An 11,470-nucleotide genomic window follows, 5' to 3' on the forward strand; every position below is an offset into this window, starting at 1 on the left:
CCGAGCGCACCAGCTTTGTTAATATTTACAGCAGTCTTGCAGGACTGCTGTTTTTTTATTGTCAGTTTATAAAATTTATTATAAAATGGCAGAAAAGGGACATGTGGCCTTTTTCTTTGATATTATAATGCATATAATATAACTGCAATCAATTAGAAACAAGAAGAATTAGACGCGTATAATTGGTTTTTCTGGTTTTGCAGGGATGACAATATGATAAGCAATGAATATTTAGACAGGGTGTGGCCTTTTTTGCGGGAAACTGACCCTGAAAGGCGGAAAAAATTTTATATTTATTTTCAGAATGCCCCGCTGTGGCTGATAGACTGCGTATCCGTGGAGAGAATCAGGAAAGGGACAATTTTCCTTCGGGAAGGTGATCCGGTAGATACGATGTATTTTATTGCCAAGGGTGTAATCAAGGGGACGGATGTGAGGATTTATGGCATGTCCTTTGATTACATGATCTCCGTCGGGGTATATGCGTATGGCGGCATGGAGCTTCTGATGGGGCTGGAACGGTATCAGACTTCCCTGCAGGCGCTTACGGACTGCATCGTGCTGAAAATACCAACGCCGCAGTTTGCCAAATGGCTGAATTCGGATATCAGTGCGCTGGCGCAGGAAGCAAGGCTTATGGGAGGATATCTGCTGGAGCAGACCTACAAGGTCAGGGCATTCCTGTTTTTGCAGGGGGCGGACAGGCTTGCAATGCTCCTGAAGACCCTGTATGAGCTGGATGCGCCTGACGGCGTCCTGCGGCTGGCGAACAATCGTCAGGAGCTGTCTGATTTTACCGGCCTGAGCGTGAAAACAATCACCCGGGCGGTGCAGAAACTTTGGCACGAAGGCCTTATCAGCAGGGAAGGCCGCGTGATTGTGGTGAACGAGGAGCAGTATCTGCGCATCAGGGAAAATCTGTCGCAGGTGCTTTCCGGATAATGGGGGATTAGTAAGTTTTAAATACATAATATACTTAAATGGGTGTGTTGCTTTGCATATTGCTGCTGATAGTTGGTTGCATTGACTGGCGGCCCTGTCCTCCGTGGCGGAGTAGGGGGCGCACGTTACAGGCGGTGTGGTTTTAGAGGAAGTTTTTGAGAAGGAGATTTTATTATGCAGAATTATTCAGGTGAAGCAGGCTTGCAGTATCATTTGCAGATTCGTCCGGGAGATGTGGGCAGATATGTGATTTTGCCGGGGGATCCGAAGCGCAGTGCCAAAATTGCCAGGCATTTTGAAAATGCGGAACTGATTGCTGACAACAGGGAATATGTTACCTACACAGGCTACTTGAACGGGGAAAAGGTCAGCGTTACCTCCACCGGCATAGGCGGCCCGTCCGCGTCAATTGCCATGGAAGAACTGGCAAGGTGCGGCGCGGATACCTTTCTGCGGGTAGGAACCTGCGGCGGCATTGATCTGGCTGTCAAGGGCGGCGATATCGTGGTGGCAACCGGTGCGATACGCATGGAGGGAACCAGCAAGGAGTATGCACCGATTGAATTTCCTGCCGTTGCGGATTTGGATATTGCCAACGCCATGATAAAGGCCTGCAGGAAGCTGAAGCTGAATTATCATAGAGGCATTGTGCAGTGCAAGGATGCTTTCTACGGACAGCATGATCCGGAAATCATGCCGGTGAGCTATGAGCTTTTGAACAAGTGGGAAGCATGGAAGCGGCTGGGCTGTAAGGCATCGGAGATGGAATCAGCGGCGCTGTTTGTGGTGGCCAGCCATCTGAAAGTGCGCTGCGGCTCTGATTTTCTGGTTGTGGGCAATCAGGAAAGAGATGCTCTGGGGATGGAGAACCCTATTGTGCATGATACTGAATCAGCTATCATGGTAGCCGTAGAAGCGATAAAGCTTCTGATTGATGAGGATAGGGAAAACGCAGCCAAGGGCTGATCGGAGGGACTTTTTTATGCAGCTTGCACTCAGTTTATTAGGAATTGCTGTGGTTATTGGCTTGTGCTGGTTATTGTCATGGCATAGAAGGGCCGTCAACTGGCGGCTGGTAGGCAGGGCTTTCGTGATTCAGTTTTTGCTGGCGGTATTTATAGTAAAGGTGCCGGCAGGGCAGCAGGTTATTTCCGTGCTGTCCGATTGTGTGACTGCCGTGGTGAACAGCGGCAAGGATGGTGTAGCCTTTGTTTTTGGTGACCTGGCGGACGGTTCCAGAAATTTTGTGTTTCTGGTACAGGTCCTGGCCAATATTATTTTTGTATCAGGCCTGGTAGAGCTGTTGTACTATCTGGGAGTTATCGGGCTGGTAGTAAAAAGTATGGGCAAGGTTGTCAGGAAATTAATCGGCTCGACGGCGGCAGAGAGCTTTGTGGCCACTGCCAACATGTTTTTGGGCCAGACCAGCAGTCCTGTTCTAATCAGCAGGTACATAGGGCGCATGACAGAGAGTGAAATAATGGTTATACTGGTATCAGGCATGGGCAGTATGGATGTATCTGTGCTGACAGGCTATGTATCCATGGGGATTCCGATGGAATATCTGCTCATGGCAAGCATGCTGGTGCCGGTAGGCAGTATTCTTATCTCAAAGATTATTTTGCCGGAGGTGGAGTCAGCTGAAGTGATTGAAGACCTGACCATTGATGGCAAGGGCAATAACAGCAATGCCATAGAGGCTGTTATTAACGGTGCTTCCATCGGTGTGACCATTGTTATGGGGATTGCGGCTTCCCTGATTGCCATCATAGGCATGGTGGCGCTGATTAACATGATTCTTGGTTTTGCAGGGCTGAGCCTGGAGATTATCTTTGGCTATGTATTTGCTCCTTTTGGCTTCCTCATGGGCTTTGATGGCGCTACTGCACTGCGGGAAGGTACCTTGCTGGGGCAGAAGATAGCCCTCAATGAATTTGTGGCCTTTAACAATCTGGGCTCGTTTATCGATACCCTTGATACGAGGACTGCCATGATGGCCTCCATATCGCTGGCCGGTTTTGCCAATGTGGGCAGCATGGCAATCTGTGTGGGCGGTGTAGGTGCGCTGTGCCCGGAGAAGAAGGGTATACTTTCCCGTCTTGTGCTGCGGGCCATGATTGGCGGCATGCTGCTGAGCGTCCTGAGTGCCATGCTGTGCGGCATTGTGGCACTGTTCTGATGCCCTGCGGCTTTAGGTCGGCGGATGTGTGATTTTTATATTTAAGAAGGTGATGGAATATGAAAAAGTATAAGCGCATTTTTACTGTTGTGCTGGATTCTGTCGGCATAGGTGCCGCCGGGGATGCCGCTGCCTTTGGCGATGAAGGGGCGGATACGCTGGGGCACATTGCGGACAGCGTGGAAGGGCTGGCAATTCCCAATCTGCGGAGGCTGGGGCTTGCCAACCTGCGGGACTTGCACGGGGTGGCGCCTGCTCCGGAGCCGGAGGGGTATTTTGCCTGCCTGCGGGAAGCCAGCAATGGCAAGGATACCATGACAGGCCATTGGGAGATGATGGGGCTGCATATTACCACGCCTTTCAAGACCTTTACGGAAACCGGTTTTCCAAAGGAGCTGATTGACGAGCTGTCAAGGCGCACCGGCCGCGTGATTATCGGCAACAAGAGCGCCAGCGGCACGGCTATTCTGGATGAGCTGGGGGAAGAGGAAATCGCCACGGGGCACATGATTGTGTATACGTCGGCTGACTCTGTCCTGCAGATATGCGGCAACGAGGAAACCTTCGGTCTGGATGAATTGTACCGTTGCTGTGAGATTGCCAGGGAGCTTACCCTGCGCGATGAGTGGAAGGTGGGGCGGGTGATTGCCCGGCCTTATGTAGGACGGAAAAAGGGCGAATTCAAGCGTACCAGCAACCGGCATGACTACGCCCTGAAGCCTTATGGCCGCACTGTGCTGAACGTGCTGAAAGATGCGGGCTATGACGTGATTTCCGTGGGCAAGATTGCGGATATCTTCGATGGCGAGGGCATTACGGAGGCAAACAAATCAAAAAGCTCCGTGCATGGCATGGAGCAGACGATTGAGCTGGCAGGGCGGGACTTTACCGGCTTGTGCTTTGTCAATCTGGTGGATTTTGATGCCCTGTGGGGGCATCGCCGCAATGCGGAGGGCTATGCCGGGGAGCTGGAGCGGTTTGATGTGAAGCTGGGACAGCTTTTGCCGCTGCTGCGTCAGGATGACCTTTTGATTCTGACTGCTGACCACGGCAACGACCCTACCTATAAGGGAACGGATCACACCAGGGAAAATGTGCCGTTTTTGGCGTATTCCCCGTCTATGCAGGGGCATGGCAGGCTGCCGGATGGTGATACATTTGCCGTTATCGGGGCGACTATTGCGGATAATTTCGGAGTGGATATGCCGGCGGGAAGCATAGGCGCATCGCTTCTGGACAAGCTGGTATAACCGGTATGGATATTATGCAGTGAAGATAATTGAGACTGCCTGCGTGCAGGCCGGTGGGCGTGCGCGCAGACAGGCAGGTTGAAATGAGGTTGGCTGATGGATAAGAAGGATATTTTGGCAAAGGTTGATCATACGCTTCTGGCGCAGACTGCAGTGTGGGAGGATATCCGCCTGGTGCTGGATGATGCCATGCAGTACGGCACGGCTTCGGCGTGCATTCCGGCGGCTTATGTCAGACAGGCGGCAGAGTATGTGGCAGGCAGGCTGCCTATCTGCACGGTAATTGGTTTTCCCAATGGCTACAGCACGGCGGAGGTAAAGGCATTTGAGGCAGGCCGCGCGGTTGCGGATGGTGCAGATGAAATCGACATGGTGCTGAATATTGGTTTTCTGAAGGATGGACGTGACGCGGAAGTGGAAGCGGAAATCCGTCAGGTGCATGAGGCCTGTCAGGGCAGGGTGCTCAAGGTTATTATTGAAACCTGCCTTTTGACGGAGGCGGAAAAAATCCGTGCCTGTGAGCTGGTGACCAGGGCAGGGGCTGAATATGTCAAGACATCTACGGGCTTTTCCTCCGGCGGCGCCACCTTTGAGGATGTGGCACTTTTGCGCAGGCATGCAGGTGAAAAGGTCATGGTCAAGGCCGCCGGCGGCATAGCGTCCTTTGCTGATGCCGAGAGGTTTATAGAGCTGGGGGCGGACAGGCTGGGAACCAGCCGGCTGGTAAAGCTGATGAAGCAGGATAAAGAAGGATAAGTAGCATTGATAATGGGGGAACGCTGATATGACCAATGAAGAGCTTTTGCAGGAGGCGAAAAAGGCCAGGCTGCACGCCTATACGCCCTATTCGCATTTTCAGGTGGGAGCGGCGCTCCTGACCAGGGAGGGCAGGCTTTACCACGGCTGCAACATCGAAAACGCAGCCTATGGGCCTACCAACTGTGCGGAGCGTACAGCTTTTTTCAAGGCTGTTTATGAAGGGGAAAGGCATTTTGACAGGATTGCCATTGTTGGCGCTCCGGAGGGAGAGGAAGCAGATGCTGTCTGCGCTCCTTGCGGTGTCTGCCGTCAGGTGATGATGGAGTTCTGCAACAGGAAGGAGTTTAAAATCATCCTGGCGGATGGCAAGGGCGGAGCGCAGGAGTTCAGCCTGGAGGAGCTCCTGCCTTACGGCTTCGGCCCTGATAATCTGTCGGCGGGAGTATAGAGCGCGGACAGGCTGATACAGCCGGGGCGGCACTGGCGCACTGGTGCGCTCTGCGCCGGCGATTTACACGCACTACAAAAGCGGATGACAGAAACTGTCATCCGCTTTTGCAATGTAATGGGATATATGTGGAAATTTTAAGGGAAGCAAATTTATTACTTGCCGAAGTAACGCTTCAGCAGGCCGGAGAAGCCCTTGCAGTGGCGGGCCTCGTCCTTGCACATCTCATGCACGGTGTCATGGATGGCATCGAGATTCAGCTGCTTGGCCTTGACAGCCAGCTTCTTCTTGCCCTCGGTAGCGCCGAATTCTGCATCCTTGCGCATGGAGAGATTCTTCTCGGTGCTGTCAGTGAGAACTTCGCCCAGGAGCTCGGCAAACTTGGCAGCGTGCTCAGCCTCTTCAAAAGCGTAGCGCTTGAAGGCCTCGGCAATCTCCGGATAGCCCTCGCGGTCAGCCACGCGGCTCATAGCCAGATACATGCCTACCTCGGAGCACTCACCGTTGAAATTCTCCCGCAGTCCCTCTATAATCTCAGGATCGACACCCTGGGCTACGCCAAGACGATGCTCGTCTGCCAGCTGCATCTCGCCTTCCATCTCCTTGAACTTGTCAGCGCCAGCCTTACAGATAGGGCACTTCTCAGGAGCAGCATCGCCCTCATGAACATAACCGCAGATGGTGCATACAAACTTTTTCATAATTGTTTCCTCCTATATAATACACACGTGATGTTTTCTTATTGCCTCTCTACAGGCTTTATTATACTAATTCGACACGGATTTGGAAAATCCTGTTTTTCGGCAAAAAATTTTATTTTTACGGATTTTTCTCTAGTTTTCTGGCGTATGCTTTATTTATTATTAATTTATAAAAAATAGTAATGGATAATAATTATCATATCGACTTATCGCGTTTCTTTTTTGCATGCTGCACAAGTTTTTTGCTATAAGGAACTATTTGTGATACAATCTTACTTTGAAAAAGAATGTGTTTTTATGTGTGATTATTTTGGTTGAACAGGAGCAGAACGATGTTTCAATACAAATCTGATGCGCCGGAGAAAACAGCGGAGCTGGCAAGGCGGCTGGCCGGTGTGCTGCAGCCGGGGACGGTTATCTGCCTGGATGGCGATCTGGGGGCGGGCAAGACGCTGTTTGTGCAGAATCTTGCGGCCGGACTTGGCGTGAGGGGCGAGGTTACCAGCCCTACATTTAATCTGATGAATGTATATGAGGAGGGCAGGCTGCCGGTTTTTCATTTTGACCTGTACAGGCTGGAGCAGGAATATGAGCTGGAGGAAATCGGCTTTTATGACTATGCGGATGCGCCGGATGGGCTGGTGCTGATAGAGTGGGCAGACAAGTTTCCGCACTGCCTGCCGGAAGAGCGCATAATGCTGCAGATTCAGCGCACGGATGTCGAAAATGAGCGGCTGCTCAGCTTTGAGCTGTCAGGAAAGGCGTTGGAGAATGTGTATAAGGAGATGGAAAGGCTTTGCCAATTTTAGCGATAGATACGGCTACGATGGTTTCTAGCGTGGCTGTGGCAGACAAGGACAGGCTGTTAGCGGAGCTGACAGTGCAGACGAGATTGACCCATTCGGAAACCCTGCTGCCTCATGTTGAGCAGGTTATGCAGATGGCCGGTACGGAAAGGGCGGCGCTCACTGGCGTGGCGGTGAGCCTGGGGCCGGGTTCGTTTACGGGACTGCGCATAGGACTGGCCGCTGCCAAGGCTATTGCCTACGGTCTGGGGATTCCTATCTGGGGAATTCCCACCACGGAGGCGCTGGCCTGGCATTATCCGGTGCCGGGCGTGGCTGTCGTGCCGTTTATTGATGCCCAGAAGGGCAATGTGTACAGCGCTGTCTATCAGTGGCAGGGGAACGGCTTTGCTGAAATCAGCCCTGTTCAGGTCTATACCATGGAGGAGGCGCTGGAGCTGTGCGCCGCTCAGCCTGTGCATGTGCTGGCTGTAGGCGACATGGCTGCAAGGAAGCTGGCCGGGCGGGATGATTTGCCGTCCAATGTGCAGGTGCCGCCGCCGCATGTGGTGATGCCGCGGGCTGCCAATGTGGCCATGGCCGGACTGAAACGGCAGGCGGCCGGACAGGCGGATTCTGTCATGAATCTGGAGCCGGTGTATATCAGGCGTTCCGAGGCGGAGGTGCTGTGGGAAAAACGGCAGGCGGCCGGTCAGGCGCAGAAGCAGGTGCAGCCATGAGCGGGATTGTGTTCCGCCGCATGGTGCAGGATGATGCTGACGGAGTGGCAAAAGTGGAGGCCGCCTGCATGCCGGTGCCCTGGTCACGGCAGTCCTTCTGGGAGGAAGCCTCACATACGGATGCCCATTATCTGCTGGCGGTGGATACGGAAAAGGACGATTTGATTGTGGCCTATGCAGGCTGCTGGGTGCTGGCCAACGAGGGCCATATCACCAATGTGGCAGTGGAGCCATCCTATCAGGGCATGGGGCTTGGGCGCAGGCTCATGCAGGAGCTGATTGAGCAGGTGAAGGGACTGGGAGTCGATTCCATGACATTGGAGGTGCGCCCGTCCAATCTGCGGGCTATAGGGCTTTATACCAGCCTCGGTTTCAGGAGCGTGGGGCAGAGGCCGAAATACTATACCAATCCTGTGGAAGCGGCGGAGATTATGTGGAATACCAGCCTGTAGGGAAGCGCGGCCCGGTGGCCGCAGTGCCTTCCGCTATTGGCTGTGTCACGATATATGGTTATTGCAGTAGTTGGAGAGATTTATGGAAAATAAGATTACGCTTGCGCTAGAGTCAAGCTGCGACGAAACCTCGGCGGCCGTTCTGCGGGGGGGACGCGAGGTGTTATCGCTGGTTATCTCCACCCAGATTCCTGTGCATCAGAAATTTGGCGGTGTGGTGCCGGAGATTGCCTCGCGCAAGCATATTGTGAATATTATGCCTGTTATAGATGAAGCATTGGCAAAGGCGGATGTAAAGCTGGCTGATGTCGACCAGGTGGCCGTGACCTATGGCCCCGGGCTGGTGGGAGCCTTGCTGGTGGGAGTTTCCGCCGCCAAGGCGCTGGCTTTTACGCTGGGGGTTCCGCTGATTGGCGTCAACCATCTGGAGGGACATATTTTTGCCAATTTCATCAGCCATCCGGATCTGCGGCCGCCGTTTATGGCCCTTGTTGTGTCAGGCGGGCATACATCACTGGTGCATGTGAAGAATTATAATGAATTCAGCCTGATGGGGCAGACGCGGGATGATGCGGCAGGCGAGGCCTTTGACAAGGTGGCGAGGGTAATGGGACTGCCGTATCCGGGGGGACCGCAGATAGACAAGCTGGCCCGGGAGGGCAATCCCCATGCCATTGATTTTCCCAAGGCCCTGCAGGAAAAGGGCAATTATGAGTTCAGCTTCAGCGGCCTGAAATCGGCTGTACTGAACTACCTGAACAGCATGAAATGCAAAAAGCTGGAGGTAAACAAGGCAGATGTGGCGGCGTCCTTTCAGAATACGGTTATTGAGGTGCTGATAGCCAAGGCGCTGGACGCGGTGAAGGAGGCCGGCTGCAATACACTGGTGCTGGCCGGTGGCGTGGCGGCCAACAGCTCGCTGGAAAGCCGTCTGCGGGCGGCGGCAGATGCGGCAGGCATCCGCTTCTGTTATCCTGACAAGCTGCTTTGCACGGACAATGCGGCGATGATTGGCTGTCGCGGATATTATCAGGCGCAGGCCGGCAGGTATGCGGATTTGTACCTCAATGCGGTGCCGGGGCTGGCGCTGACGGATTTGCAGGGATAGTTGATTTAGCAGGAGGCAGTAGAGGATTGCGGCTTAACAATCAGGATATATCAGGAATTAACAAAGAAACTATTGCGACGGTCTGTCGCAAATACACGAATCTGACGGCTATGCAGTCGGATATGCTGAAGCGGCTGAATGTGTGCCTGCCATTTATTGCGGATCTGGCTCATGCCTATCTGTATCTCTATGTAAAGACGCAGGACGCTTCCAAGCTGCTGGTGCTGAAGCACTATCGTCCCCACACATTTTTTACGGATATTGAGCTGACGGGTGAAGGAGCGCTGGTACCTGCTATTGAGGAACCGCTGATTATGGCCGCCTTTGAGAAGGGCAAATTCATTCAGGGCCAGCGGGAATGGCGGTTTGGCATCAATCTGGAAATGTATGTGTACCCTATCAAGTCGGGCAACGAGGTGGTAGGGGTAGTGAGCCTGGAAACAGGCCACAGCTATGCGTCGTCCAGCAGTTATTATCAGCTGATGGATACGGCGGTATTCCTTCTGGAGCACGGCAAAAGGGGACTGGACAAGGACCAGTTCCGTACTATGTCGCCGGGAACGGGCATTATCATTGCTGACCACAGCAACCGCATCGTCTTTGCCAATCTGTCAGCGACACGCATTTATCGCGCCTTGGGCATTACCAGCCTGATTGGCTGCCGCATGTCCGACAGGGAGCTGAGTGCCATGCTGCACAGGGAAACCATAGACAGCAGCCGCCCTTATGAGCGCGAGCTTCAAATTCGGGATATTGTGCTGGTACAGCGGGATATCAAGCTGGAGGAAGCAGGAGTGCTGCAGAGGCGGATTATGCTGCTGTCGGATGTTTCGGAGCTGAGAAAAAAAGAGCGGGAAATCAAGATTAAGTCGGCAGTTATTCAGGAGATTCATCACAGGGTGAAGAACAATCTGCAGACGATTGCCAGCCTGCTCAGGCTTCAGGCACGCCGTTCCAAGGTGCCGGAGGTCAGGTCGGCATTGCAGGAGAGCACCAACCGCATACTCAGCATGTCCGTCGTGCATGAATTTTTGTCCCAGCAGGATGCCGAGGAAATCAAGGTTATCGAGGTGACGCGCAATATACTGAACACGGTGGCTCCCAATATGGTTGCCAGTGATTTTGAGCTGGAACAGGTCTTTGACGGGCCGGAGGTGATTCTGCCTTCGCGTACTGCCAGCAATCTGGCCGTTATCATCAATGAGCTGATTCTCAATTCCATAGAGCATGGCTTTGAGCATCGGAGCAGGGGACTGATTGGCCTGCATACGGAGGAAACGGCGGATGGCTATGTGCTTGATTTGTATGATGATGGCTGCGGACTGCCGGATGATTTTGATTTGAGTAAGACCAAATCCCTGGGATTGCAGATTATAAGAACGCTGGTGGCTGATGATATGGGGGGCGAAATCCGGCTTTTCAATCAGCAGGGTACCCACGCCAGGATTACTATACCACGAAACCCGGAGGGAGGAGAATATTGAATGAAAGCCTTGAAAATTGTAATTGCCGATAATGAGTCTGTTATCCGTATGGATGTGCGGGAAATGCTGGAGGATGCAGGCCATGAGGTAGTAGGCGAGGCTGTAAATGGGATAAAGGCGGTGGAGCTGGCGAGAAAGCTGAAGCCTGACCTTTGTATTTTGGATATCAAGATGCCGGAGATGGACGGTATTACCGCCGCCAAGATTATTACGGAGGAAAAGATTGCTCCGGTGCTGCTTCTGACTGCTTTCAGCCAGAGCGATATGGTCAAGCGCGCCACCGATGCCGGCGTGCTGGCATATCTGGTCAAGCCGGTGCAGGAAAGCAATCTTTTTCCGGCCATGGAAGTGGCCATCTCACGCTATCAGGAAATGCATGAGCTGGAAGATGAGCTGTTCAAGGTAAAGGATACGCTGGCCATGCGCAAGACCTTGGATCGCGCCAAAGGGATTCTCATGGATGCCCACGGACTGACGGAATCCGAGGCCTTCCGCCGCATCCAGCAGTACAGCATGGCCAAGAGAAAGACCATCAAGGAAGTGGCAGAGGCTATTATCAGGGCGGCAACAAAATAAATTTCAGTTTTTCGTAGTGCTTGTATGATACTTTGGTGATATAAAA

Annotated in this window: 13 protein-coding genes; 12 read left to right on the plus strand and 1 reads right to left on the minus strand. The window is 53.0% G+C overall.

The genetic code is table 11. The features are described from left to right. Positions 1 to 213 precede the first annotated feature (213 nt). The 6 genes from ACI3UA_RS06400 to cdd all read left to right on the plus strand — a co-directional run bounded on the left by ACI3UA_RS06400 (position 214) and on the right by cdd (position 5,578). Positions 214 to 942 carry a Crp/Fnr family transcriptional regulator gene (locus ACI3UA_RS06400; protein ID WP_439723992.1) on the plus strand — a complete coding sequence of 243 codons (729 nt, stop codon included), beginning with the start codon at positions 214 to 216 and terminating at the stop codon, positions 940 to 942. 174 nt (positions 943 to 1,116) lie between these two features. After that, positions 1,117 to 1,908: a uridine phosphorylase gene (gene udp, locus ACI3UA_RS06405; RefSeq protein ID WP_439723993.1), complete on the plus strand. Its 792-nt coding sequence runs from the start codon at positions 1,117 to 1,119 to the stop codon at positions 1,906 to 1,908. A 16-nt stretch (positions 1,909 to 1,924) separates the two neighbouring features. Beyond that, complete coding sequence (locus ACI3UA_RS06410) at positions 1,925 to 3,121, plus strand: NupC/NupG family nucleoside CNT transporter (RefSeq protein ID WP_439723994.1); 1,197 nt, start codon at positions 1,925 to 1,927, stop codon at positions 3,119 to 3,121. Between the two features lie 59 nt (positions 3,122 to 3,180). Then, positions 3,181 to 4,371: a phosphopentomutase gene (gene deoB / locus ACI3UA_RS06415; protein ID WP_439723995.1), complete on the plus strand. Its 1,191-nt coding sequence runs from the start codon at positions 3,181 to 3,183 to the stop codon at positions 4,369 to 4,371. Between the two features lie 96 nt (positions 4,372 to 4,467). Continuing rightward, on the plus strand, positions 4,468 to 5,127 hold the full coding sequence (gene deoC, locus ACI3UA_RS06420; RefSeq protein WP_439723996.1) for a deoxyribose-phosphate aldolase: 660 nt from the start codon (positions 4,468 to 4,470) through the stop codon (positions 5,125 to 5,127). Positions 5,128 to 5,155: 28 nt separating this feature from the next. Beyond that, positions 5,156 to 5,578, plus strand: coding sequence for a cytidine deaminase (gene cdd, locus ACI3UA_RS06425; RefSeq protein WP_439723997.1), 423 nt, complete (start codon positions 5,156 to 5,158; stop codon positions 5,576 to 5,578). A 155-nt stretch (positions 5,579 to 5,733) separates the two neighbouring features. On the opposite strand, the gene ACI3UA_RS06430 is transcribed toward cdd, so the two are convergent. Next, positions 5,734 to 6,279: an NADH peroxidase gene (locus tag ACI3UA_RS06430; RefSeq protein WP_439723998.1), complete on the minus strand. Its 546-nt coding sequence runs from the start codon at positions 6,277 to 6,279 to the stop codon at positions 5,734 to 5,736. A 332-nt stretch (positions 6,280 to 6,611) separates the two neighbouring features. Between ACI3UA_RS06430 and tsaE the strand changes: the two genes are divergently transcribed. From tsaE to ACI3UA_RS06460, 6 genes are all read left to right on the plus strand, one after another. After that, on the plus strand, positions 6,612 to 7,088 hold the full coding sequence (gene tsaE, locus ACI3UA_RS06435; protein WP_439723999.1) for a tRNA (adenosine(37)-N6)-threonylcarbamoyltransferase complex ATPase subunit type 1 TsaE: 477 nt from the start codon (positions 6,612 to 6,614) through the stop codon (positions 7,086 to 7,088). Continuing rightward, positions 7,076 to 7,804, plus strand: coding sequence for a tRNA (adenosine(37)-N6)-threonylcarbamoyltransferase complex dimerization subunit type 1 TsaB (gene tsaB / locus ACI3UA_RS06440; protein ID WP_439724000.1), 729 nt, complete (start codon positions 7,076 to 7,078; stop codon positions 7,802 to 7,804). The genes tsaE and tsaB overlap by 13 nt, the downstream gene beginning before the upstream one ends. After that, the gene (gene rimI, locus ACI3UA_RS06445) at positions 7,801 to 8,256 is read left to right on the plus strand and encodes a ribosomal protein S18-alanine N-acetyltransferase (RefSeq protein ID WP_439724001.1); all 456 of its coding nucleotides are present in this window, start codon (positions 7,801 to 7,803) and stop codon (positions 8,254 to 8,256) included. The genes tsaB and rimI overlap by 4 nt, the downstream gene beginning before the upstream one ends. Positions 8,257 to 8,338: 82 nt before the next feature. Continuing rightward, positions 8,339 to 9,364, plus strand: a complete 1,026-nt coding sequence (gene tsaD, locus ACI3UA_RS06450; RefSeq protein ID WP_439724002.1) for a tRNA (adenosine(37)-N6)-threonylcarbamoyltransferase complex transferase subunit TsaD — start codon at positions 8,339 to 8,341, stop codon at positions 9,362 to 9,364. Between the two features lie 26 nt (positions 9,365 to 9,390). Next, entirely contained in the window at positions 9,391 to 10,848 is a 1,458-nt protein-coding gene (locus ACI3UA_RS06455; RefSeq protein WP_439724003.1) for a sensor histidine kinase, read from the plus strand. Further along, complete coding sequence (locus ACI3UA_RS06460) at positions 10,849 to 11,424, plus strand: ANTAR domain-containing response regulator (RefSeq protein ID WP_439724004.1); 576 nt, start codon at positions 10,849 to 10,851, stop codon at positions 11,422 to 11,424. Positions 11,425 to 11,470: the final 46 nt, after the last annotated feature.

The organism is Anaerovibrio sp. (assembly GCF_051866355.1).
Lineage (GTDB): Bacteria > Bacillota > Negativicutes > Selenomonadales > Selenomonadaceae > Anaerovibrio.

Excerpts from the sequence above, each read along its gene's own strand:
- ACI3UA_RS06400 (WP_439723992.1), top strand. The coding sequence starts at position 214 with ATGATAAGCAATGAATATTTAGACAGGGTGTGGCCTTTTTTGCGGGAA.
- udp (WP_439723993.1), top strand. The coding sequence starts at position 1,117 with ATGCAGAATTATTCAGGTGAAGCAGGCTTGCAGTATCATTTGCAGATT.
- ACI3UA_RS06410 (WP_439723994.1), top strand. The coding sequence starts at position 1,925 with ATGCAGCTTGCACTCAGTTTATTAGGAATTGCTGTGGTTATTGGCTTG.
- deoB (WP_439723995.1), top strand. The coding sequence starts at position 3,181 with ATGAAAAAGTATAAGCGCATTTTTACTGTTGTGCTGGATTCTGTCGGC.
- deoC (WP_439723996.1), top strand. The coding sequence starts at position 4,468 with ATGGATAAGAAGGATATTTTGGCAAAGGTTGATCATACGCTTCTGGCG.
- cdd (WP_439723997.1), top strand. The coding sequence starts at position 5,156 with ATGACCAATGAAGAGCTTTTGCAGGAGGCGAAAAAGGCCAGGCTGCAC.
- ACI3UA_RS06430 (WP_439723998.1), bottom strand. The coding sequence starts at position 6,279 with ATGAAAAAGTTTGTATGCACCATCTGCGGTTATGTTCATGAGGGCGAT.
- tsaE (WP_439723999.1), top strand. The coding sequence starts at position 6,612 with ATGTTTCAATACAAATCTGATGCGCCGGAGAAAACAGCGGAGCTGGCA.
- rimI (WP_439724001.1), top strand. The coding sequence starts at position 7,801 with ATGAGCGGGATTGTGTTCCGCCGCATGGTGCAGGATGATGCTGACGGA.
- tsaD (WP_439724002.1), top strand. The coding sequence starts at position 8,339 with ATGGAAAATAAGATTACGCTTGCGCTAGAGTCAAGCTGCGACGAAACC.
- ACI3UA_RS06460 (WP_439724004.1), top strand. The coding sequence starts at position 10,849 with ATGAAAGCCTTGAAAATTGTAATTGCCGATAATGAGTCTGTTATCCGT.